At 37.3% G+C, this 23,888-nt stretch carries 20 protein-coding genes; 4 read left to right on the top strand and 16 right to left on the bottom strand.

Annotated features, from left to right (window positions below; all coding sequences use genetic code 11):
* Positions 1–20: 20 nt before the first annotated feature.
* From I600_RS15515 to I600_RS15480, 8 genes are all read right to left on the bottom strand, one after another.
* Entirely contained in the window at positions 21–1,595 is a 1,575-nt protein-coding gene (locus tag I600_RS15515; RefSeq protein ID WP_262493611.1) for a sugar porter family MFS transporter, read from the bottom strand.
* A gap of 68 nt (positions 1,596–1,663) precedes the next feature.
* Complete coding sequence (locus I600_RS15510; protein WP_058105467.1) at positions 1,664–2,755, bottom strand: mandelate racemase/muconate lactonizing enzyme family protein; 1,092 nt, start codon at positions 2,753–2,755, stop codon at positions 1,664–1,666.
* A complete protein-coding gene (gene aldA, locus I600_RS15505) occupies positions 2,755–4,209 on the bottom strand; it encodes an aldehyde dehydrogenase (protein WP_058105466.1) in 1,455 nt (484 codons plus the stop codon). The genes I600_RS15510 and aldA overlap by 1 nt, the downstream gene beginning before the upstream one ends.
* Positions 4,210–4,228: 19 nt before the next feature.
* Positions 4,229–4,999: an SDR family oxidoreductase gene (locus tag I600_RS15500; protein WP_058105465.1), complete on the bottom strand. Its 771-nt coding sequence runs from the start codon at positions 4,997–4,999 to the stop codon at positions 4,229–4,231.
* A gap of 25 nt (positions 5,000–5,024) precedes the next feature.
* Positions 5,025–6,041: a zinc-dependent alcohol dehydrogenase gene (locus I600_RS15495; protein ID WP_058105464.1), complete on the bottom strand. Its 1,017-nt coding sequence runs from the start codon at positions 6,039–6,041 to the stop codon at positions 5,025–5,027.
* A gap of 1 nt (position 6,042) precedes the next feature.
* A complete protein-coding gene (locus I600_RS15490) occupies positions 6,043–7,188 on the bottom strand; it encodes a glycoside hydrolase family 117 protein (protein ID WP_058105463.1) in 1,146 nt (381 codons plus the stop codon).
* Positions 7,189–8,126: 938 nt separating this feature from the next.
* Positions 8,127–9,773: a hypothetical protein gene (locus I600_RS15485; RefSeq protein WP_058105462.1), complete on the bottom strand. Its 1,647-nt coding sequence runs from the start codon at positions 9,771–9,773 to the stop codon at positions 8,127–8,129.
* 309 nt (positions 9,774–10,082) lie between these two features.
* Positions 10,083–11,129 (bottom strand): family 16 glycosylhydrolase, encoded by a 1,047-nt coding sequence (locus I600_RS15480; protein ID WP_058105461.1) that lies wholly within the window; start codon positions 11,127–11,129, stop codon positions 10,083–10,085.
* Positions 11,130–11,420: 291 nt separating this feature from the next.
* Between I600_RS15480 and I600_RS15475 the strand changes: the two genes are divergently transcribed.
* The 3 genes from I600_RS15475 to I600_RS15465 are packed head-to-tail and all read left to right on the top strand — an operon-like array spanning position 11,421 to position 14,145.
* The gene (locus I600_RS15475) at positions 11,421–12,404 is read left to right on the top strand and encodes a TRAP transporter substrate-binding protein (RefSeq protein ID WP_058105460.1); all 984 of its coding nucleotides are present in this window, start codon (positions 11,421–11,423) and stop codon (positions 12,402–12,404) included.
* Positions 12,404–12,871: a TRAP transporter small permease gene (locus I600_RS15470; protein ID WP_058105459.1), complete on the top strand. Its 468-nt coding sequence runs from the start codon at positions 12,404–12,406 to the stop codon at positions 12,869–12,871. The genes I600_RS15475 and I600_RS15470 overlap by 1 nt, the downstream gene beginning before the upstream one ends.
* Positions 12,868–14,145, top strand: a complete 1,278-nt coding sequence (locus I600_RS15465) for a TRAP transporter large permease (protein WP_058105458.1) — start codon at positions 12,868–12,870, stop codon at positions 14,143–14,145. Before I600_RS15470 ends, I600_RS15465 begins: the two co-directional genes overlap by 4 nt.
* On the opposite strand, the gene I600_RS15460 is transcribed toward I600_RS15465, so the two are convergent.
* From I600_RS15460 to I600_RS15440, 5 genes are read right to left on the bottom strand one after another with little or no spacing between them, the layout of a single operon-like run.
* Positions 14,128–14,937 carry an alpha/beta hydrolase gene (locus I600_RS15460; RefSeq protein ID WP_058105457.1) on the bottom strand — a complete coding sequence of 270 codons (810 nt, stop codon included), beginning with the start codon at positions 14,935–14,937 and terminating at the stop codon, positions 14,128–14,130. The two genes, I600_RS15465 and I600_RS15460, sit on opposite strands and share 18 nt — an antisense overlap.
* Positions 14,938–14,940: 3 nt before the next feature.
* Positions 14,941–16,059, bottom strand: coding sequence for a Zn-dependent alcohol dehydrogenase (locus I600_RS15455; protein ID WP_058105456.1), 1,119 nt, complete (start codon positions 16,057–16,059; stop codon positions 14,941–14,943).
* Positions 16,049–17,317, bottom strand: a complete 1,269-nt coding sequence (locus I600_RS15450) for an NAD(P)/FAD-dependent oxidoreductase (RefSeq protein WP_082642998.1) — start codon at positions 17,315–17,317, stop codon at positions 16,049–16,051. Before I600_RS15450 ends, I600_RS15455 begins: the two co-directional genes overlap by 11 nt.
* 7 nt (positions 17,318–17,324) lie before the next feature.
* Entirely contained in the window at positions 17,325–17,633 is a 309-nt protein-coding gene (locus I600_RS15445; RefSeq protein ID WP_058105455.1) for a 2Fe-2S iron-sulfur cluster-binding protein, read from the bottom strand.
* 1 nt (position 17,634) lies between these two features.
* Positions 17,635–18,792 carry a cytochrome P450 gene (locus I600_RS15440; protein ID WP_058105454.1) on the bottom strand — a complete coding sequence of 386 codons (1,158 nt, stop codon included), beginning with the start codon at positions 18,790–18,792 and terminating at the stop codon, positions 17,635–17,637.
* Positions 18,793–18,990: 198 nt separating this feature from the next.
* Here I600_RS15440 and I600_RS15435 point away from each other — a divergent pair, with 198 nt between their 5' ends.
* Positions 18,991–19,836, top strand: coding sequence for an AraC family transcriptional regulator (locus I600_RS15435; RefSeq protein ID WP_058105453.1), 846 nt, complete (start codon positions 18,991–18,993; stop codon positions 19,834–19,836).
* A gap of 2 nt (positions 19,837–19,838) precedes the next feature.
* Here I600_RS15435 and I600_RS15430 read toward each other — a convergent pair whose 3' ends face one another.
* The 3 genes from I600_RS15430 to I600_RS15420 are packed head-to-tail and all read right to left on the bottom strand — an operon-like array spanning position 19,839 to position 23,888.
* Positions 19,839–21,236, bottom strand: a complete 1,398-nt coding sequence (locus I600_RS15430) for a c-type cytochrome domain-containing protein (protein WP_082642997.1) — start codon at positions 21,234–21,236, stop codon at positions 19,839–19,841.
* Between the two features lie 8 nt (positions 21,237–21,244).
* Positions 21,245–22,375, bottom strand: a complete 1,131-nt coding sequence (locus I600_RS15425) for an NHL repeat-containing protein (RefSeq protein WP_058105451.1) — start codon at positions 22,373–22,375, stop codon at positions 21,245–21,247.
* A 10-nt stretch (positions 22,376–22,385) separates the two neighbouring features.
* Positions 22,386–23,888, bottom strand: coding sequence for a DUF1501 domain-containing protein (locus I600_RS15420; RefSeq protein WP_058105450.1), 1,503 nt, complete (start codon positions 23,886–23,888; stop codon positions 22,386–22,388).

Raw genomic sequence — 23,888 nt, 5'->3', positions numbered from 1 at the left:
ATAGATACCGTTTAAAAATGTCATGTGGATTTCACTAGTAGTTTTTCCAATTCTTCTAGTGATTTCCCTTTTGTTTCCGGTACCTTGGCAACAATAAACAACAAACCTATTATTGCAAAAATTGCGTATAACAAAAAGGTCAACGAATTACCAAGATTAGATAATTGCCAAGGAAAAACAAGTTGAACCAAAAAGGCAAATGTAAGGTTTACCAAACCTACAAATGAAATTGCCAAACCGCGAATTCGATTTGGGAACAGTTCTGAAAAAAGTACCCACATTACAGGACCTATGGAAACTGCATAAAAAGAGACAAATAAAAGAATACCACATAAAATAAGAACCGAATTCATCTTTGCCGCGGCAGTTACCAAAACAGCTTCATACTGTTTGGCTTTATCATCTCCTAAGGCATTGGAAAGCGCCTCTTTAAAATCTAAATCTGAAGTAAAGGTTTGATCTTCCAAAGCCCTTAATTTTTCAATTGGCACATCATTAGATAACCCATTTAATGCGCTGTCATCTAATATATAGGTGGCAGTCTTAAAACCATAGGCTAGAATCAACATTGCTGATGCCATACCTATCATACCGTAAATCAACATAGGTTTCCTACCTAATTTGTCTATAATCTTCATGGCTACTATAGTAAATATCAAATTTACCAATCCTACTAAAATAGCTTGTAAAAACGATGCATCTGTACCAATGCCTGTTTGTTCAAAAATTAAGGGTGCATAGAACATCACAGAATTTATACCTACCAGCTGTTGAAATATGGCAACAATAATGCCTACCAGTATTACATGGCGTATGTTCTTTTTAAAAAGCTCCCCAAATTGGACTTTTTCCTTTTTACCTTCTTGAAGAATACTCTCTTCAATAGTTTTCATTTGTTTTGCAGCTTCATTTGCTCCCACGAACCTCTGTAACGTTTGCCTTGCCTCTATTAAAGAACCTTTCATGGACAGCCATCTAGGGCTTTGCGGCACTATAAACAACCCTATATAATATAATAATGCGGGAAACACTTCTAAACCAAGCATCCAACGCCAATTCCATTTTTTTAGATTAATGGTGTTTACCCAACCATAATCGCTATCGCCCAATCTTAAGATTAGATAGTTTGTAAAAAATGCGGCCGAAATACCAATGACAATATTCAATTGATTAAAAGATACCATTTGCCCTCTCTTCTCCGGCGGACTTACCTCTGCAATATACATAGGAGCAATGATCAAAGCTGCACCTACAGAAAAACCACCTATTAACCTGCCTATGATCAACATGGTGAACGTAGTGGAAAATGCTGAAAAGAGCGCTGAGACCGCAAATAATAAAGCTGCATATTTGAGTACGCTTCTTCTGCCTATTTTATCACTTAAAGGTCCCGCAATAAAAGTGCCTAGCGCAGCAGTCAGGGTTATAGAACTGACCAGCCAGCCTAATTGAATGTCGTTAAGGGAGAATTCATGTTCTACAAACTTTAAAGTTCCAGAAATAACGGAAGCATCAAAACCAAGAATAAAGCCGCCCAGAGCAACAATGGCGGCTATTCTTATTATATAATTTTTATTTACTTCCATGTTAAGTATTTGTAATAGTTCATGCTTATAAAAGCATTGTTAAAACAAGGAATACTTTCACTTAAACGCAGTTTAACTTAGCTCTTATAAGGGGCTAATTTTTCCCAATCGAAAATGACCCCGGTACCCGGAGTTTCAGGAGCTACCGCTCTATGATTTTCAACAACCAAAGGTCTTAAGGTATATTGATCGATAGGAAAACTATGTACCTCTAACCAACCTGCATTGGGTTGAGAAGAGACAAGACTTACATGAAGTTCTTGCATACCATGACTACATACCGGGATATGATGTTCCTGCGCCATTTTTGCCACTTTCAACCAACCTGTTACACCACCGCAATTAGAAGCATCCGGTTGAATAAAGGATAGTTTGGATTGTGCAAAGGCATATTCAAATTCATGAATGGTATGTAAATTTTCACCCATGGCCAAAGGAAAACCGGTACGATCAACAATTTCGCCAAATCCTAAATAATCATCAGGTATAATCGGTTCTTCAAACCAGGTAATATCATATTGTTTAAAGCCTTCAATAGCTTTTATCGCTTTTTCTACGGTCATAGAATAATTGGCATCGACCATGAACGTAACATCCGGACCAACAAACTCACGTACCGCTTTTATGCGTTCTAAATCTTCTTCTAAATTTTCCCTTCCTATTTTAATCTTAACGGCATTGAACCCGCTATCCAAATAGGTTCTCATATTATCCAAAAGCTTTGGAATAGGAAATTGAAGATCTATACCACCGCAATATGCCTTACAGGTATTGTCTGCACCTCCGGCCATTTTATATAAAGGTTTATCGGCTTTTTTACAGCGAATATCCCAAAGGGCAATATCTATGGTAGAAATGGCAAAAGAGGCAATACCTCCTCTACCTACATAGTGAATATGCCATTCCATTTCTTCATAAAGCTCCTCAATTTTAGAACCATCCTTACCTATTAAAAAAGAAGTAAAATCATGCTCTACCATAGCTTTGGTAGCGTGCCCGCCTTTACCGCCGGTATACGTGTAACCAGTGCCTTCAGTACCGTCCTCCAAGGTAATTGTAGTTGTCACCAGCTCAAAATGCGTATGGTCGCCGTGCTTGGCATCGTTCATTACTTCTGGTAAAGGAACCTTAAATAATTGACAATCTACTTTTGCTATTCTTGTACTCATTATGCCTTATGTCTTACGTAAAACGTTTTCTTTTCCATATACTGCTCAAATCCGTATTTACCGTCTTCACCACCAGAGCCACTTAACTTATATCCGTTATGAAAACCTTGGTGCTGTTCTCCATGACCACGATTCACATAGATCTCACCATATTCAAGTTCATCGTTGCAACGCATGATTTTATTCATGTCATTGGTAAATACCATTGCCGCCAAACCATATTCACAGTCATTTGCAAAGCCTACAACCTCATCAAAATCCTTAAATTTCAACACAGGTAAAATAGGTCCAAATGACTCTTCATGAACAATGGTCATATTTTGGGTTACATCGGTCAAAACCGTTGGTTCAAACCAATATCCTTTATCAAATTCACCACCGGACAAACGTTTACCACCAGTGGCAATTGTTGCACCCTCATCTAAACTCACTTTGACCAAATGCTCCATATGCTCCAATTCGCTTTTGTTCACCTTTGGTCCCATATCTGAATCCTCCAGCATTGGATCACCCACTTTTAACGCTTTGGTCTTTTGAATAAATTTATTCATGAATTCATGGTAAATATCTTCATGAACATACATACGTTCATTACAAGTACATACTTGGCCACAATTATCGAATCTAGAATGTAAGGCCGCATCTACGGCTGCATCAATATCAGCATCTTCAAACACTATAAACGGAGCCTTTCCACCCAATTCCAACTGTACGTGCGTTAGGTTCTGTGCTGCCATTTTTGCAATTTGTTGACCTACAGGAGTAGATCCTGTCATGGTCACCATTTTGGTTATAGGATTTTCTACCAAGGCAGTACCCATAGCTCTTCCTGGACCTGTAATAATATTCAACAAACCATCTGGCAAACCAACTTTTTTAGCTAAGTGCCCTAATTCTAATGTTGCTAGCGGAGTTTCTGAAGTCGGTTTTACCACGATAGCATTTCCTGCTACCAATGCCGGACCAATTTTTCTTCCGGCCAAAGCCAAAGGGAAATTCCATGCCGTTATAGCAACTACTACTCCTCGTGGTATTTTTTGAATCCAAATTTGTTCATTTGGGTTATCTGAAGGAATGATATCACCTTCAATTCTTCGTGCTCCCTCACAAGCATATTCTATAAAAGAAGCGGTTACCGCAACTTCCATTTTAGCTACTTTAAGCAACTTACCTTGTTCCTTTACTAAAAGTTCTGCCAATTTATCGGCATTCGCCTTTATTTCATCAGCAAATTTATACAGAAGTTCCGCTCTCTTTCTGGCGGGGACTTTTTTCCACTCTTTCTGTGCCCTATCGGCTGCTTCCAATGCTTGTACAGCTTCCGCAACCGTTCCATTTTGAACCTTTGCGTAAACCTCCTCAGTTGATGGATTTATAATATTGATGGTTTCACCAGAGGTTGAAGTAACCCAAGATCCATCTATAAACATTTCGTATTCTTTTATTGATGCCATTTTTCTGTTTTTAGTGTGATTATCTACCCATCCAACCTCCGTCTACCAGAGTGATGCTTCCGTTCATATATGCAGCCGCGTCCGAAGCTAAAAAGACCACGGGTCCTGCAAAATCTTCTGGTTCTCCCCATCTTCCTGCCGGAATTCTAGCCAAAATAGAATTTGCCCGTTCTTCGTTATTACGTAAGGCTTCTGTATTGTCCGTACTTATATACCCCGGTGCAATGGCGTTGACATTTACTCCGCTACCGGCCCATTCGTTAGCAAAGGCCATGGTCAACTGACCGATCGCTCCCTTACTGGCTGCATAGCCCGGCACGGTTATTCCACCTTGGTAAGTTAACAACGATGCCGTAAATATTACTTTTCCTGTACCACGCTCAACCATTTCTTTTCCTATTTCCCTGGTTAAAATGAATTGTGCATTTTGGTTTACCTCTATCACTTTATCCCATAACTCGTCTGAATGTTCAACGGCTGGCGCCCTTAATATGGTTCCAGCATTGTTTACCAAAATATCTATTACAGGAAAATCGCCTTTAACGGCTGCAATAAAACTATATAGTGCTTTTCTATCACTAAAATCACACGCATAGGCTTTAAAATCTCTACCCAGTGCCTTTATTTCCTTTTCTACATCGCTACCGCTTGACTCTAAAGTAGCACTTACACCTATGATATTTGCACCAGCCTCCGCAAGACCTATTGCCATGGCTTTACCTATGCCTCGCTTACAACCCGTAACCAATGCCGTTTTTCCTTTTAAACTGAATTTATCCAGTACTCCCATTTTCTTTTAAAGTTTTAGTTCTTAGTTATGATTGACAATCCATCAAGACTTTTAGTCCGTCGGGGTTTTTATCTATATTTTCAAATACCGTTTGTATGTTCTTTAGCGGTTGCACGTCCGTAATCATTTCATTGAATGGCAATTCATTCGCCGTAATTAAACGTATAGCCTGTTCATAATCCTCTTTTTCATACACTCTTGCCCCTATTAATTTAAGTTCTTTCCAAAAGAATTTAAATAAGTCTACTTCTTTCTTTTGCCCATGTATAGCTACCATTACAATTCTACCTCTAATACCGGCAACCTCTGTCATAATATCCAATGCAGGCTGAACTCCTGCAACCTCGAATACAACATCTGCCCTTTTATCATCGGTCTTGCTTTTTACATAATCTACTAAGTCCGTTTTTATAGGGTTTACAGCATCAAGTCCTAATTCTTTTGCCTTGGATATTCTTGTTTCATTTACTTCAGATACAATTACCTGTGCCCCTTTTTCCTTGGCTACCAAAGCAACTAAAAGACCTATTGGGCCACCGCCCAAAACCACGGCGGTCTCACCTGCCTTTAATTCACCCATTCTTACATCATGCACTGCTACTGATAAAGGCTCTATCAATGCCGCCAATTTTAAGTCTGTTTCTTCTTTTAATTTATGAAGTGTAAATGCAGGTACGTTCCAGTACTGTTGCATAGCACCCGGACTATCAATACCAATAAACTTAAGCTCTTCACAAATATGGTTGAACCCCTTGTCAGATGATTTCACCTTTCTATCATCCAACGGTCTAACCACTATTTTATCACCTACTTTGAATCCGCTTACACCCTCACCTATGGCGTCTATGGTTCCGGACATTTCATGACCAATGGTCTCAGGTATGTTTACGCGTTTATCCATCATACCATGATAAATGTGTACATCTGTACCACATACGCCTACGTATGCCACTTTAATTCTAACTTCTCCTTTTGCTGGAGCTTCTATTTCTTTTTCTATTACAGAAAATGTTTTATCGCCTTTGTACTGTGTTGCTATCATTTTAAATTGCTTTTTCTCCTATTGCTGTATGTGATGTTTTATTATATGACGAAAACCGCTGTATACTTTGATAATCGTCGTTATTGTAAATATGGGTCAAACCCCATCTTAATATTTCTGTTGGATTACCCCCGGTATCCGCAGTCCTATTTAAACCTATGGCATGTGGCGGATTTTGAATACTCGCCACAATTTCAAAATTGATACCATCTGGAGACCATTGTATGGTATTTTTCTCCGGTCCGTCCGTAGTGATCAAAGATGCTATTCCATCATCATAGGGCCATACGCAGATTTCATGACCGCTATTGCTGATGGGATTATATACCGACTTTTCATAAGGTCCTAACGGATTATCCGCAATAGCAACCCCATGTCTAATTTGACGTCCGCCGAAGTTTATTTCCTCTCCCATTTGTTCGCCTTTGTAATACAAGTAAAATTTGTCTTTATACGGCAAAATGCATGGATCATGTACTTTATGACTATCAAAGTCCCCTTTTTTTTCAACCTTAAACCTATTATCCTCTTCACCTAACCAAATTCCGTTATCAGCTGGTGAAAGAATAGGTTCCGGTAATTTTTGCCAAGGACCAATAGGGCTATCTGACCAAGCCAAACCAACTTGATTTTTCACCCGAACCGTATATGGACTTTTAACCGTTTGATAGCTCAGGTAGAATTTATCATTATGCTTCATTACCTCTACTGTAAAAACAGAACGGTCATCAAAAGAGCCAGAATCTCCTCTTTTTACAGCGATACCTTCTTCCTTCCATGTCCAGCCATCTTTAGAAGTTGCATACCAGATATCGCAACGGTCCCATGGAAAAACCTTATCCTTCTCAATATTGCCTGCAAAACCCTGCGTAGCACCTAAACTTTTGCTATACCATACGTAGTATTTGCCATTCTCTTTAATTATAGCACTTGGGTCTCTTCTACAGACACCTTCTTCATATGCCAAATCTCCCAATAAAGGTTTAAGTTCTTCAAACTCAACAAACCATTCATTACCAACCTCGGGCCATTGTAATGCCCGTTTAGATGCCGCACTTAAATATTGTGCATTGGTAATCCCCAATTTGTCTAGCTTAATTTTTGGGATTTGACCTTCTTTAATGGTTGGTTTATTTATGGTTTGCATGGATTTTTTCCATATTGATTATTACTACATTGTCTATTGCAATCATCATTTTAAATAGAAAATGAATTATGTCTTTGTCAAAAACAAAAATTATTATGCTTATCAATTGTTTACTTTTTACTTCGCAACAATTTCATATTCATATTTTTTTTCTATAGACAATTATCATTTCGATAATGAGAAGCAATTTAGAAATAACCGTTCATCTACTTTAAAATAGACACTCAACAAAAACTGGACATACAATTAATTCAACAAAACGATTCTTCTACGTTTTAACTCTGTAGCGGTAAACTACCTCTTTCACACACCTTTTTAAGCACCATATCAGCTAAGAGATACTACAAATGATCAATCCTATTAAAAAATCTTTTCAATTAATATTTAAGGTATATTACTATCAGCAACTCATTTTTTTCCTACCAATACAATCCATAATTATTAAATATATCCACTAGATAGAACATACAGTCCAGTTTTTGTTCAGGTGAGTTTTTTTAACGTGATTTATATCCATATTCCAGAGACAAAATGGTTTAGACAATGACAGCCTAATTGACGCTATTTACCCAGAGACTTTTAATTCATTTTATCAAAAATCAAGCATAATATGAATTGCCAACATTATTGGATATTAAATATGACCAAGTTGAAGATCCTGAAAAAATGTTCTACTATAATTATATAAGAATAGAAGATCAACCAAAACTACATTGAAGTAATGCTTAACAGCAAGACTAATAATTAGTCTCAATAAGAAAAAGTCTGACAATAATTTGAATTAATGCCATGAGATAATTTTGAGAGAACTTATTCCCAACCAAAGTCGGCTAATTTGATAAACAAATATAATAACCCCTTAAAACGCTTAAAGGTCTATGATTATAGACTACCGAAAACATCAACAATTAAAATGTTGAAATTATCTTTAAATTCATTTATAACTGTGCTATAAAATCTTCAAGATTTTCCTTTCTTTCCAGTTTCAATTTTTTACGCAATCTATAACGGGTAGTATGTACAGATTCTACCGAAATACCTAACAGCCTGGCCATATCTTTACTGGAAAAATTCAATTTAATAAGAGCACAAACCTTATGGTCACTTTGAGTAAGATTAGGGTATTTTTTAGTTAATTTCTTATAGAATTTCTCATTAACTGCCGTAAATCTGAGTCTAAACTCCTCCCAATTATTATTATTGTTTACAGATATGGTCCGTAACAATTTATTTATCTCAGATTGCTGTAGATTGTCTTTATTGGATTTTAATTTTTCTTTTAAGTCTTTTAAAAACTCGTCTTTCTCAACAAGCTGTAACACAGAAGCGGCTAGTTCTTTATTCTTCAATTCTAAAAGTTCGTTAGCTTTTTGTATTTCTAATTCTTTGTTTCGTCTAATCAACTGTTTTTCTAACTTATGCTTATTACGAAGGTGCCTAAAAAAGAAAAATGCCAATATTAAAATAAAGACTATAGTGCCCAACAAAATCACACGCTGCAACATTGAAATTTTCTCTTCTTGTTTTAGCTTTTCAAATCGCTGTTGTTGTATTAAATCTAATTGCCGTTGTTTTTCAATTCTAAATTCATCCCGAATTTCTAACATGGATTTATTCTTAGAACTTCGACCATCAAAAAATAGTGCATCTAAATTCTTTGCTATTTTTAAATTCTCGTATGCTTTTTGATAATTACCTTGCTTTACATAATGTTCCGTTAAGCGTTCGTAAATAAGTGGTGTAAAATCAATATGCCGCTTATACTTTTCTGATGCATTTATAGCTTTTTCATAATATTTTACACTGTTATTTAAATCACCTATATTCTGTAAAACATCACCCCAATAAGTATAGACCAAAACCATATATGATGGTCTATTTTCTAGAAAATATGGTTCCAAATTTTTAAACAACTCTAGTGCTTCTTCATTATGCCCTGTTTTAGATAAAATAAATGCCTTTTCAAAGTTCAATTGAGGCATAGGCAATTGATTTTTTACATCTTTATAATAAATTAAACAACTGTCTAAATATTTACTTGCAAGTTTTGGCATATCAAACTCGCGATAGGTACTTACAAAAGCAAAGTAATTGAGGACCAAATAAGCGGGGTCTGCATTGCCTTCCTTAACCATATTTTTTTTAATGTTCAATGCCTTGTTCAAATACTTTAGAGATTCCTTTTCTCTTTTATAGAAGCTATAAAACCTACCTAAACGCCATGCGATCAAGGCGTCTAAAGAATCATTCTTTACACGATCCGCTAAAAAAAGGGATTGCCAGAACACATCATAGGAATTTGCATACTCTGCTCTATGGCCGTAAACATCTGCCAACTGCATTAAAACATCAATCCCCTGTAAAGTATCTCCCTTTTGAAGCAAGGTTTCATGTCTTTTTCGAAGTTCCTTAATTAACTCTCCAGAATTCTCATATTTTTTCCCTTTTGAATCTAAAAAGAAATTCTTACCGCTTTCATTAATATCGTTGGCTCCTTGGGCAAGTACGACACTACTAAATAACCAGAATGTTCCAATTACAAAAGAAATAATATTTGAATATAAACTAGAAAAAAGGTGTTTCAAAACTGTACAAATAGGAAGTTATTATACCTTTAAATATACAATAACTTATTGATTATATTTTTTATAAAAAATGTTAGACAAACAGAATATTTTTTAAAACAAACCATATAAAAAGTTAATAACGGAGATACTTGTTTTTCATAATATTTTGATTTTCAACATATTAATTCAAGGATTATGATAAGCTATACATTTACTACCTAATTGGACAATATCATATACTAGACTTCAGTTGCAACAATAAAGAAAAACCAAAAAAAGAGCATGGTAACAACCCCATGCCCTTAACTCAATTAAATAAACTAACAACTATTTTTCCACTGGTTTGTATATTCTTATCCAGTCTACCTTCAGCGTATGGCCTTCAGTATCTGAAAGCTCATTATCTGTTGGTGTATATGTATCCGATTGATTTCCAGATGCTGGACTAGATCTCCAGTCCTGATCTTCCACATCTATAATAATATCCATTTCTTTACTTAATCCTGTACGCGTATCAGAACTGGTATCGCCTGGGTTCGTTGCATTTGTGTAAAACAAAGGATCAATTTGATCCTTACCAGATACGGTCCTAATCAACTCCCCGTCTATATAGTACTCCAAATGCCATGGGTCTCTCCAGTATACACCATAGGTATGGTAGTCCTCTCTCCATTTAATATTATCTTTCATAAACCACGAACCTGCATCTTTAGGCTGATAATCTTGAAATGGGTCCCTTATAAATACATGGTGACTAATATGCATTCTAACTTCATACCATGAATGGCTCGCTTGGGCACTTTCTGAATATGCCGCTCCATAAGCTTCCATTATATCTATTTCTTGTGTATCATCTGGACTTAACATCCAAATACCGTTGGCTAAAACTGAGTTCATGATTTTAGCTCTCGCCTCTACATAAACAGGATACTGAACCCTTGTTTTATTCGTAATGCAACCTGTGCTTATTTTATTTGTACCAGCTTTTCTTTTCGCCGGTATTTGCAATAAACCATCGGCTACAAATGGGATATCCCTACTCCATTCGGTCAAGCCCGGTCCAGACCAATTATTATGGTAAAAGTCATCCCATTTATTAAAAAAGGCATCGCCTTTATTTCCTGCTGGTGCCTCATATTCAAAATCATCCGAAAAATCTTGAAATTTCCATTCCAATCCTGAACCTGGATCCGCAGGAACCGCCATTGTACTGTAATCTTCTTCTGTCTCTTCCTCTTTCTCCTCGCCTTCTTTTGGATCTTTATTGTCCACTTCTACATCAGGAGTTTCATTAACATCCGAACTAGAATTACAATTAGATGCCGTTAGCAAAAAAAGGAATAATGAAGACAGTATTAAAAATTTAAATTTCATGAGTGAGTTGATTTAAGCTTGGTTGAAAACCGATTTCAAGGTACAGTTATAAGAATAAAAACCTCAATTAAACAACTAGACAAAAACTGACATAGTCCTGAACATTTACTGATACCTATATTATTGAATTAGATGTACACAGACCTAATTACAGGACTTACCCCTTAAAAACAGCGCAATCCTGGAGAAAAAATATCTAGACCAATAAAATGAATGTAAAAATCCACACTGTTAAAACCATCAAAAAAATGTATTTTAAAGGTGAATTGCTCCAACTAAATCGACCATAAAATGTTCTTAAAAAGAATAGCACGCCTATTGCTGTCGTTCATGATAATCAGCTTAATGAGCTGTAATTATAACAATCAAGAACCTTATGTACTAAAAGCAAGCCTATTGGTTAATGAAGACCACTCTTGGCACAAAGCTTTTATTTTTTTTGGTGAACGATTAAAGGAAAAATCCAATGGACGATTAGTATTGGAAACTTTTCCTTCTGAGCAACTTGCCAAGGAAGTTGAGGCAATACGTATGATACAGGCCGGTGTATTAGATATGACCACCACTAGTTCCCTTCTTAGTAATTGGACAGAAATAATGACCTTTTGCGAGTTACCGTTTCTTTTAAAAACTCCTGATGATGTTGAAATTTTGATGCAAGGACCTTTGGGAAAACGTATATCCAAGGAAATGTTAGAGAAAACAGGCTTAAAACCTTTGGGTTATTTTCAAGCTGGTGTAAGACAACTAACTTCTAACAAGCCAATTACCCACCCAGATGACCTACAAGGTCTAATCTTGCGCGTACCCAATGTACCTTCTTTTGTATCTGCTTGGGATGCTTTGGGCGCAAAAACTACACCTATGGCATTTTCTGAAGTTTTTACCTCTCTACAACAAGGAACCATTGATGCGCAAGAAAATCCTTTGGCACTTATTAAGGTCTCCGGATTTTATGAGGTTCAAAAGTACGTGAACCTTACCAACCATGTAGTTAGCTGGTCATACCCCGTTATCGGTGAAAAATCGTTTCAGAAATTACCAGAAGACCTTAAAGCTATATTCTTAGAAGCATCGGAAGAAATGATTACCTACCATCAGCAATTATTTCTTGAAAATGAAAAAAAAATCAGAGAAGAACTTGAAGCAAAGGGTATGGTTTTCGTCAATGTGGACAACGCCGCTTTTATAGAAAAATGTGGCACAACAATATACGATACCCTATCTCCAGAAATGCAAGAAATATATAACACTGTAAAACAAGATTTACCTTAATGTCTTTATTTAAATTTTTCAGAAAATCAATGAAATGGGGTACTATCATAAGTACCTTACTTTTTGTTGGCATTACACTTGTTCAAATTTACGGTCGATTTTTTATGACCAAGGCACCTTCTTGGACTGAAGAAGCCGCCAGAGTTGCATTTATTTATGCTATTGCCTTTGCAGCAGGTTTGGCAGTTAGGGGTGCTTACTACGTTAATTTCGGATTCTTGGTCGAAAAATTCAGTCAAAAAAATCAAGAACTTCTTCAATATTTTATCTGGATCATCACTTCTCTTTTCATTCTAGTTTTTACCTACCACGCTTTTGAATTCATAATGATGGGGACCGTAGAAAAATCTCCAAGCTTAAAATATCCAATGGCCATATCGTTTTCAGGAATTGCAATTATGGGTATTTCTATTCTTGTTCATCTTTTAAAGGAAAAACCAAAAAACACTAAAATGCCTAAACCATGATCGTTATACTTCTTGTCGTCTTCGTCATTTGTTTATTATTACGATTTCCCATAGCTTTTTCATTAGGAATTTCGTGCATGGCATTTCTTATTTTTAATGGTACCGACCTTATTATCATGCCCATGAAAATGTATTCTGGCATAGATGTTTTTGTATTGTTAAGCATACCAGGATTCATCATTGCAGGAAACCTCATGAACCAAGGCGGACTTACCTCTAAAATCATTAAGTTCTGTAATCATCTTATTGGTCACGTACCTGGCGGACTTGCTCTTGCAAACATTGGTTCTTCTATGTTATTTGCCGGTATTTCGGGCACAGCTATTTCAGATACTGCCAGTATTGGCTCCGTTATGATTCCTGCCATGAAAAAGGAAGGTTACGATGCCGATTTTGCCTGTGCCGTAACTGCTTCTTCTTCTACTGTAGGACCAATAATTCCGCCAAGCGTTCCTATGATCATTGCGGCTACCCTAAGTGGTCTTTCTGTAGGTAAATTATTTTTAGCCGGAGCCTTACCCGGGTTATTATTGGGTGTAGCGATGTTAGCACTCACCTACTACATTGCCAAAAAAAGAAAATATCCAAAATACAAGCGAAGTTCCTTTAAACAGATATTTACAGGTTTTATAGATACATTCTGGTCTTTGCTAATGACGTTCATTATCCTTTTCGGAATCATTGGTGGTGTTTTTACACCTACAGAAGCATCTATAATTGCGGTACTCTACGCTTTTTTAGTGGGCACTTTCGTTTATAAGAGACTCAACTTTAAAAAGACCATGGCAATTTTAATAGATGCCATGAAAACTTCAGCCAGTTTAATGGTGCTCATTGGTTTCGCTAATTTGTTTGGTTACATATTAGTTTCGGAAAAAGTACCTCATGAGATTTCAAATATGATTTTAGGCTTTTCAGATAACAAATATGTGGTGCTTTTACTTATTAACCTACTACTAATTTTAGTAGGAACGTTTATGGAAACTATTGCGGCACTTTTAATTCTGTTTCCTATTTTATTAAAGGTAGCGTTAAGTGTAGATATTGACCCTATTCACTTTGCCATTATCGCATTACTGAACTTGATCATTGGTTTAACTACACCACCATTGGGGGTGTGTTTGTTTGTAGCATCTGGTATTGGAAAGGTGCCTTTAGAAAAGGTAAGTAAAGCAAATTTACCGTATTTGGGAATCAGCTTTTTAGTACTGATTTTGATTACCCTATTTCCACAAATAACACTGTTTTTACCAGACTTATTTATGGGCGATTGAGGAATTAAAGAACAAATAGGTTTTACGTATATGTTCTTGCCAGTATTCCCATTGATGACCGCCACTAAATTCAAAATATTCATGCGGTATTCGCAATTCGGTTAATTGTGTATGTAAATCTCTATTACCAGCGATTAATTGGTCTGATTTGCCACAATCAAACCGTAACGGTGGCAATGTAGTTCTGTTATCGGCAATCACATCTAGCACATTGGGTTGACTTGCACTATCTAAATAAACATTTAAAGGTTCTTCTACAAAAAGTTCCATTTCCTCTAATTTGGTAATGGCACTGTGTGCAGAAATGGCACTAAACTTATCAGAATATTTTGCGCCTAAACTTAAGGCTCCGTAACCTCCCATGGATAATCCGCCAATACAAAGTTTACTTTTATCACCCGCTTCCGGAATATTTTCTTGGATGGCCAAAGGCACATCTTCAACAATCCATTTCGCAAAGTCCTTGTTATGATGTGGAAAATAAGCAGAACCATCTCCCCACAATCCATCGGATGGCATTGCAATAATGGCCGGTTCTATTTCTCCATTGTTCATCATTTCTTGTGCAGAAATATGTGCGCCACCTTTTAACGCCCAAACCCAAGCACTACCGTATACGCCATGTAACAAAATATAAATAGGTAAATTGGTAAGCGGTTTTTTTGTCTTGGGTACAAATACGCAAATATCTCCCCTACCCTTTAAATTTGGGGTTTTGACGGTTAAAAATCGGAGTCCGTCAAATTCTAATTTAGTATCTGAAAGTTCTATGGTTCTAAATGATCCTTGCATAGTTTATTTAAAAACAATGACACCTTTTGCGTTTTTACCTTTCAACATATCATCAAAGGCTTTGTCAAGTTGGTGCAATTCATATTCTTTGGTTATCATCTCATCTAACAGTAAATCTCCTTTTTTATATAAGCCCATTATTTTAGGAAAATCTATTTGTGGGCGACATTTGCCGTAAAGCGGATTTATATAAATTTTGTCCCATTCGAACAAGCGCATATCTATGGTTATTTCTTCTTCAATTCCACTAACCTGAACGGCCGTTCCCGCATTGCGCACCATAGCCAAAGGGGCTGCACCTAATGCAGGTATGGCGGTACATTCAAAAGCATAGTCCGCCATTTTATTTCCTAGAAGGTTTTTTACTTGGGATGCCGCATTCAGTAAACCCACATCCTCTTTTTGAGCTAAAATAACATCCGTTGCCCCAAAGGTTTTGGCCAATTCCAACTTAGTGGGGTTAATGTCTATCGCAATAATCCTATTGGCTCCTGAAATTTTACAGGCGTTGATCACACTTAAACCAACACCTCCACAACCCAAAATTACAGCTGTGCTACCTGCATCTAATTTTGCGGCGTTTACTACGGAGCCGTAACCCGTCATAACCCCACAACTAACTATGGCGGCAGCTGAGAAATTCAATGATGTCTCTTTTACCTTCACCAAAGCTGATGCTTTCACCAGTACATATTCGCTCAAAGAGCCTAAATTAAAGGAACGTTCTATTGCCCAGCCCCGCCATTTTGTACTTTCTAACGTTGCATGCCCAGGCGTATGACCGTTACCACCTGCTACTACAGGAGAGTTATTATCACAAATATGCTGATTGCCTTCTTGGCATTGAAAACAGTGCATACACGGTGTTGCCCAATTTAAAATGACTTGGTCCCCCGCTTCAAATTCTAAATTACCATTTCCCACTTTTTCAACTACACCCGCGCCTTCATGCCCCATAACTATGGGTTTGCCCCAAGTAAGGGAATCGTAGTCCGTATGACATAGTCCGGCAGCCTTCATTTTTACCAAAACCTCATCGCTCTTAGGCTCATCAATTGTAATGGTATCTATTATAAATTTTCCATCACCAGTGGCAACAGCTGCTTTTACATTAATGGGCATTTGTTTCGGTTTTTATAAAATTATTCGGCTTAAACGGAATTGTATTATCTGCAATTTTCAATGGATCCACAAGAATCTTGTTCTGGATAAATTTACCCCCAAGAACAAAAGCTTTCCCATTATTTACGGCATCTACCGCAATAAGTGCATCATTTTTAAAATACCAAATTGAAAAGCAATCTATTTTATCTGCTTCGGTACGTTTTACCATATGTGTAAATCCTTTAGATAAGCCAACCATTTGCAATTTAACATGATATTGATCTGACCAAAACCACGGTATAGCACTATAGTTTTGTATATTACCAACTATATTAGAAGCTACATTTTTTGCTTGATCCACGGCATTTTGCACACTTTCCAATCGCATCCATTCTTTATAGGTAGGATGATAAAATTGTGCTACATCACCAATGGCATATACATCTTCTACCGTAGTTTGCAAATTCTCATCTACCTTAAAACCATTATTAATTTCTGCCCCAATTTCTTCCGCCACAAATGTATTTGGCTTTACACCAGTACCAACAATCAAAACATCGGCAGTAAAAACATTACCGTTATTACATTGTATTTCTATAGCAGTATCAGTTTCTTTTATTTTAATAGCAGAGGTACCTGTGTGAATTTTCACCCCGTTTGCCGTATGTAATTCTTGAAAATAATCGGCTAATGCTATAGGGGCTACACGTGCCAAAATACGTTCTTCACGTTCTAGAACGGTAATATTTCCGCCCAATTTCCTCAATGATGCAGCTGTTTCCAATCCAATATAACCACCACCAATAATTACCACTTCTTTATTGGTACTTGTTTTAAAATCTTGCTGTATCTGTATGGCATCTTTCGCACTGCGTAACACACTTACTTTTCTACAGGACTCTATACCTTCAATAGGTGGTACATTCGCAGAAGCCCCTGTAGCGATTACAAGCTTATCATATCTTATAGTTTCACCATTGCTCAAAATAACGGACTTCAGTTTTTTAATTACCTTGGTTACCTTAAGACCAAATTGTAAAGTGATTTCTTCTTCTTGGTATCGCTCTAGTGCAAACAACGGTTTAAATTTCGTTGCCCCTTCCTCTTCTTTTGATAGATATTCTTTTGATAAAGGCGGTCTATGGTAGGGCAAATGTGCATCGGTATCTATTAAATAAATATTGCCTTGCCAACCTTGCTTTCTTAGTTCCATGGCGCAATTAGCACCAGCATGGCTTGCCCCAATAATTACGCAATTTAAATTTGTAGTATCCACAGGTAATTTAATTTGCCACGCTTACGGTAATACCATCAACGGCTGCGGAAATAGGAATTTGACAGCATAGTCTACTATACTCCGTTACATTATCATCAAACTCCAACATATCTGATTCTATCTCTGTTGGTGCATCTAATTTTTGATAGAATTCTGGTGCAACATGCACATGGCAGGTGGCACAAGAACAGACTCCACCGCAGTCCCCATCTATACCGGCTACCTTATGCTTAACCGCTAACTCCATTAAACTACCACTATTGGCTTCTAGTTGTATTTCTTCTCCTGCTTTAGTGATGTACGTTATTTTTGCCATATTATTTTGCGTTTAATCTTATAGTTAATTTATCAAAACCCGCTTTTCGTTTATGAGCTCCCCAATTTTCAATATTTTCTACAGCATCTATAATTTCAATAGTACTTACCTTTTCAGTCAATATTCGTAAAAACACCTTCATTAATTGTCTTGCATGTGTTGCCCCTAAACATTTATGGGCACCAAAACCAAAAGCTACATGCGGATTCATTTTGCGATCCAAAACAATCTCGTTTGGATTTTCAAATACACTTTCATCTCTATTGGCAGATGCCCAACATAAGGATACACGGCTATTTTCTTTTACAATATGTCCGCTAATCTCTTTCTCCTCTTTTACCACCCTACCCATGTGGGTCAATGGTGAAAAGTAGCGTACAAATTCCTCTATTGCCGTATTTACTAACGCAGGGTTATCGTTTAATTTCTCAATTGCTTCTGGGTGTTCGGCTAAATAGGTAATGGTATTGGTCAAATAATTAATAACGGTATCCCTACCTCCTGCAAAAGTTAAAATAAGCACCCCTTTTACCTCCTCTTTGGTCATTTTACGACCTTGATATTCCGAGTTCAGTAAAACGGAATACAAGCTATCATCTGGAGCTGCTATAGCTTTGTCTATTTCGGCATCTATATAATCGTATAAAATAGAAGCCTTATCCGCATCTAAATCAGAATCTTCACTTCTAAACACATGCGTTCCCCAAGAAATCCAAGTTTCCGCTTCACTTAAAGAAATATTCAACAACAAGGTCAATGCTTTTGATTGTATGGGTAAAGACAATTCTGAGATGGCTTCTATAGCTCCTTTTTGCAATACACGTTCAATCTCTGCCTCAACAATCCTTGTTAATTTAAATTCATAATCGATATCTAATGGGCGTTTGAACCAATCTTCTACCAAGGCGCGATATTCTGTATGCTCAGGCGGATCTACTTCAAAGGGAATTTGCCTAGTATCCCTAATATTTACCTCTGACGGAACCACTATTCTACCGGGCTTTGCCGCTGAACTAAAGTCTTTTGTATTATGTGCCGTTTTCCTCACATCCTTAAAACGAAGTAACATAGTTACAGGATCATCTTGATCATTAAAAGGGCAGGTTCCTTTAGACGCTCTAGTGTCTTTAAAGGCATCAGAAAAAATGCTAGCGCTCATTTACATCTCTAGTTTTGATTATTTGTAGATCACAAAGACCAAAAAGTATTGACTCTATACATTTAAACTGGTCTTATTACAAAAATCATCATTATTTAAATTTCATTTATAATCTATATTTGCAATTAATTAATCTATATTGTCATATTATTTTAAAATAATTAAAATATACTGATTGAATAGTGAATAAATTTAAATATGAAACCACAATTAGAGGCTATACCATTTTCTGAGAACAGCAACATTTTGGCTTACCGATTTGTGGATAGCCATTTTGATGCTCCCTGGCATGTGCACCCTCAGTGCGAATTAACCTTTATTGAAAAAAGCAAGGGCACTAAATTTATTGGGGATTACGTAAGTGGCTATGAACCGGGAGAATTAGTACTTTTAAATTCCAACCTACCACATTGTTGGAAAAACGAGAATAATGCGGATGAAGAAAGTATTTCTATCGTAATTCAATGGAACAAAGAGATATTTACCTCAATACCGGAATTAGCAGAATTACATGATATGATGCAACAAGCAAGTAGAGGTATTCTATTTCAAGCAGCAACGACCACATCTATATTATCAGATCTTAAGTCTCTTCCTCAACTAAAAAGTGCAGAACAATATTTGGTCTTATTATCCATTTTACTTAAACTCTCCAAGGCAGAATTCTTTTTGTTATCCAATGCAAAATTTACCAAAGAACTTCCTTCTGAACATAATAATAGAATGGCCATTATTCACGATTTTGTTGCTACAAACTATCACGCCCCCATTAGTTTACACCAAGTTTCAAATATGGTCAACCTATCTCAACAAGCATTTTCCCGATTTTTCAAAAAAATGATGGGGCGTTCATTCTTTGTTTACCTTAATGAATATAGAATAAATTTAGCCGCCAAAATGCTGATTGATACTGACATGACCGTTGCAGATATTGCCTATAAATGTGGTTTTGAAACCCTGCCTTTCTTTTTTAAGAAATTTAAAACTCAATATGATACTACTCCTAACCTTTACAGAAAGCAACATGCAACCAAAGCACCTTAAAATTATACGCCAGAAACAACCTCTAAATTAGAATTCTTGGAAAATTGCTCAATTTCATCTGCACTTACCTGTGTTTGCCAGATGTAAACCTTTTTTAGGTTCGCCATTTCACTTAGCATAGGTAACAAATTGTTGGTCACATTAGTCTTATATACATTTAACGATTCAAGGTTTTTTAAAGTTTTAAGCGGTTGAACGGAAGTATCTGTAATTGTCGTATTGTCCAACACTAATTTTCTAAGATTGGTAAAACTTGCAATCTGAACAAGAATGGCATCAGAAAGTTCATTCCCGCCAAAATCTGCCCACAGTATTTGGTCTTTCAGAGGAACTAACAATTTAAAATTTTCTTCCCACTTGTTGATATTCTCCGCATTGATCTGTCCATCCTCTAGAGTTACCTCTACCAAACCGGAACCATCTATAAGCTCTTTCACCTTAAAACCTTGTTCGGTAATGGAATGTACAACTTCCATATTCAAAGGGTTTGCTGTTGGTAAAACATCAGTTGAGCCATGTGCCAAGCCTGCAGCTGCAAATCCTAAGGTAGATGCTGCGTACGCCAAAATATCTTCTGGCACCTCGGTTTCACCTAACGTGGTCAACTCATTGGCTTGCCCTTGTTCTATCCAATATTTAAGTAAGGCACTTTCCTGATCCGTTAATGGCGTTTTACCTTCCGGCGGCATAACATCCTCATGGTTTTCTGGCAGGTTTATTCTCCGTATCAATTCTGACCCTTCAGCATCGCCAGCGGTAAAAATTGATCCGTCATCACCACCTAACGTCAAAGCTTCAAAAGAATGCATGGCAAGACCTCCTTTTTTCTTGGATTCATTATGACAGCTTACGCATTTGGCTTCAAATATCGGTTTGACCAAATAAGGATAAACAGTTGCATCTTCTAACTTTGCCAATTGCGGCAAAGGCTCCTCTTTTTCTCTAAATGGCGCATATTTCACCAAATAATCTTCCCCATGGGTTAAATTTCCGCCATAGTGCCCTGTTACGCTTAATAATATAACCATTACTGTTAATAAGGCCAGATTGGGTTTTGCCTTTTGTAAAAATGCAATTTTAAGCTTACCCGACTTTACCGCCCAGGCAAAAAATGCAATTACCGTAGTACCAAAACCAAACCAAAAATGTCCGTTCAGCATATCTTCGTCATAACCGCCACTTTGGGATAACATGTATCCTAACATACAGGCTACGGCACCAGAAATAGCCCCAAATAGAAGTGCCAATGGTACAGCTGCGTTTAGGTGCTTCATTTTGGTATAATTATCCGCAAGTTCCAATACCAAGGCAAACATTAAAAACCCAATAGGTAAATGCACCACCAAAGGATGAAACCTTCCTAGAAACAAAACAAAATCTGAAACTTCTTGCATACTCATTATCGATATTAAACACGCTCTAATTTATAGGGAGCGGAATGGTTGGCGTTCCATTGACAGATGTATAAATTCTTATCTTCATCAACACAGACATCATGACCGTGTAAAATGGGGCTTTCTTCCAATTGATAGCTTTTTTGCAACACCCCTTTTTTATATTCCGGTTCAGTACCCCCAGGATTGGATACTACCTTATCTCCTTCCATTATGGTCACAAACCCGGTATGGTCTTTCCAGTTGGTCTTACCTACTTTTGGTTGCGACCAACAAACACCCGCATACAAATTATCGTCATCAAAAACTGCCCTGCAGACCTGCATATTGGGCATTTCTATAGTTTTCACATATACACCATCTAAGGTGTAGTATTTAAAACATTCTTGTGACCTTGAAGTTACTACTACCATAGGGTTGTCTTTGTCCCTATAGTCTATAGCTACCCCGTGGGCACTTACTAGTTTGTAATTGGGATCCGGATTTTCCATTCCGCCCCAATGGCGAATATATCTTCCATTACTATCATATTGAATTATTCTACTTTCCCCATAACCATCGGCTACATAAATATCGCCATTGGGACCAATGGCGGTTTCCGTTGGGCAAAAAGACTCGTTGGGTTTATACACGCCAATGGTCATAGGGTGACCAATATCAAACAACACTCTACCATCTACGGTAGTTTTGGCTACACGGCCATTGTGTTTTACCATTTGGTTGCCTTTGCCTAAAGCCCAACCAGAATCGGTAATGTAAAGCATATCTTCCCCTCCTTCGTCATGTAAGGTCAACCCATGACCTCCTTGGTAGGCGGTGCCCCAATAATCCAGTAATTTACCTGATTTGTCAAAAATCAGGATGTTGTTCTGAGGATGGTCTCCTACCATAATTAACCTTCCTTTGCTATCCATCACCATTTCATGGCAGTTCAACAAAGGAATTCTGGTAGCGCTAATCTGTGCCCAATTTTTAGTGAGTTTATACTTGTAATCACCATGGCCCAAAATGGTGTCCGTCTCATTCAACAAACGATCTGAATTCTTTTTAGAACCAATAACCGTAGCCCCAAATGCCATTGATGTAGTTGCCATAGCTGTGCTTGCCAACCCGGTAGTTTTAATAAAATTTCGTCTTGTGGCCATAATTGGTATGTTAGGTTAAAATATCTTTGACCACATGGCCATGTACATCCGTTAATCTAAATCGTCTACCTTGATGTTTAAAGGTCAAGCGTTCATGATCAACACCGAACAAGTGCAATAAGGTGGCGTGAAAATCGTGTACATGTACCGGATTTTCGGTTACGTTGTAACTAAAATCATCGGTCTGCCCGTAAGTCATTCCCGGTTTTACGCCTGCTCCCGCCATCCACATGGTAAATGCTTTTGGATGGTGGTCCCTACCGTAATTCTCTTTTGTCAATTGCCCTTGTGAGTACACCGTTCTACCAAATTCGCCGCCCCAAACCACTAAGGTATCTTCTAGCATGCCCCGTTGCTTTAAATCTTTGATTAAAGCAGCTGTGGCCTGATCGGTTTGTTTTGCCTTGAACTTAACCCCACCCGGACAACCAATATGTTGATCCCAACCTTGGTGGTACAATTGCACAAATTTTACGCCTTTCTCCAATAGCTTACGCGCCATTAGGCAGTTGGCCGCATATGTGCCCGGGTCTTTACTGTCTTTACCGTACATTTCAAAAATATGCTCTGGCTCATCTTTTGTATCGGTAACTTCAGGAATAGAAGTTTGCATACGAAAAGCCATTTCGTATTGAGCCATACGAGATTGTATTTCTTTATCGCCATAAGCATCATGTTGAATAGCGTTTAATTTCCCTAGATAATCCAACATTTTTTTGCGATCGTTGCCGTCATAATTATCAGGATTATTCAAGTATAATACCGGGTCTTTACCAGAACGAAATTGCACCCCTTGATGCTCTGTGGGCAAGAAACCATTGCCCCACAAACCGGCTTTTAAAGGCTGCCCAGTGCCATTTTTACTTATTAATGTAATGAAAGTCGGTAAATTTTCATTATCAGATCCCAAACCATAACTCAACCATGAACCTATTGAAGGCCTACCTGGCAATTGATGACCCGTTTGCATAAAAGTTACGGCCGGGGTATGATTTATTTGGTCTGTTTGCATAGATTTTACAAAACATAGATCGTCGACTATCTCAGCAGTATGCGGCATTAGTTCACTTACCCAAGCACGTGATTCGCCATATTGTTTAAAATTAAAAATAGACGGTGCCACGGGTAAGGTAGATTGGCTACCACTCATACCTGTAAGTCGTTGACCGCCGATAACGGATTCTGGCAAATCTTTACCGAACATATCTACAAGCCCAGGTTTATAGTCGAACAAATCTAATTGCGATGGACCACCACTTTGAAACAAGTATATAATTCGTTTTGCTTTGGGCAAATGATGGGGCAGACCAAGCTTGTTCTGCGTGAAATTGTTTAATGCTTCTCCTTGATTGCCAATTGCCCCCCATGCCTTATCTGCACTGAGCAAACTGCCCAATGCCATAGCACCGATACCTAAAGAAGTTTTCTTTAAAAAATGCCTACGGTCCAATTGTTTTTCAATCTCTTGAAAATCCCTATTATTTGAACGTAATGTATCATGATGGTCGCACAT

It is taken from the genome of Maribacter dokdonensis DSW-8 (assembly GCF_001447995.1).
GTDB lineage: Bacteria > Bacteroidota > Bacteroidia > Flavobacteriales > Flavobacteriaceae > Maribacter > Maribacter dokdonensis.
This window is presented reverse-complemented; position numbering and strand designations above follow the sequence as displayed.

Excerpts from the sequence above, each read along its gene's own strand:
- I600_RS15420 (WP_058105450.1), bottom strand. The coding sequence starts at position 23,888 with ATGTGCGACCATCATGATACATTACGTTCAAATAATAGGGATTTTCAA.
- I600_RS15470 (WP_058105459.1), top strand. The coding sequence starts at position 12,404 with ATGTCTTTATTTAAATTTTTCAGAAAATCAATGAAATGGGGTACTATC.
- I600_RS15455 (WP_058105456.1), bottom strand. The coding sequence starts at position 16,059 with ATGCCCATTAATGTAAAAGCAGCTGTTGCCACTGGTGATGGAAAATTT.
- I600_RS15475 (WP_058105460.1), top strand. The coding sequence starts at position 11,421 with ATGTTCTTAAAAAGAATAGCACGCCTATTGCTGTCGTTCATGATAATC.
- I600_RS15430 (WP_082642997.1), bottom strand. The coding sequence starts at position 21,236 with ATGAGTATGCAAGAAGTTTCAGATTTTGTTTTGTTTCTAGGAAGGTTT.
- I600_RS15465 (WP_058105458.1), top strand. The coding sequence starts at position 12,868 with ATGATCGTTATACTTCTTGTCGTCTTCGTCATTTGTTTATTATTACGA.
- I600_RS15425 (WP_058105451.1), bottom strand. The coding sequence starts at position 22,375 with ATGGCCACAAGACGAAATTTTATTAAAACTACCGGGTTGGCAAGCACA.
- I600_RS15495 (WP_058105464.1), bottom strand. The coding sequence starts at position 6,041 with ATGATAGCAACACAGTACAAAGGCGATAAAACATTTTCTGTAATAGAA.
- I600_RS15435 (WP_058105453.1), top strand. The coding sequence starts at position 18,991 with ATGAAACCACAATTAGAGGCTATACCATTTTCTGAGAACAGCAACATT.
- I600_RS15480 (WP_058105461.1), bottom strand. The coding sequence starts at position 11,129 with ATGAAATTTAAATTTTTAATACTGTCTTCATTATTCCTTTTTTTGCTA.
- I600_RS15500 (WP_058105465.1), bottom strand. The coding sequence starts at position 4,999 with ATGGGAGTACTGGATAAATTCAGTTTAAAAGGAAAAACGGCATTGGTT.
- aldA (WP_058105466.1), bottom strand. The coding sequence starts at position 4,209 with ATGGCATCAATAAAAGAATACGAAATGTTTATAGATGGATCTTGGGTT.
- I600_RS15510 (WP_058105467.1), bottom strand. The coding sequence starts at position 2,755 with ATGAGTACAAGAATAGCAAAAGTAGATTGTCAATTATTTAAGGTTCCT.
- I600_RS15460 (WP_058105457.1), bottom strand. The coding sequence starts at position 14,937 with ATGCAAGGATCATTTAGAACCATAGAACTTTCAGATACTAAATTAGAA.
- I600_RS15445 (WP_058105455.1), bottom strand. The coding sequence starts at position 17,633 with ATGGCAAAAATAACGTACATCACTAAAGCAGGAGAAGAAATACAACTA.
- I600_RS15440 (WP_058105454.1), bottom strand. The coding sequence starts at position 18,792 with ATGAGCGCTAGCATTTTTTCTGATGCCTTTAAAGACACTAGAGCGTCT.
- I600_RS15490 (WP_058105463.1), bottom strand. The coding sequence starts at position 7,188 with ATGCAAACCATAAATAAACCAACCATTAAAGAAGGTCAAATCCCAAAA.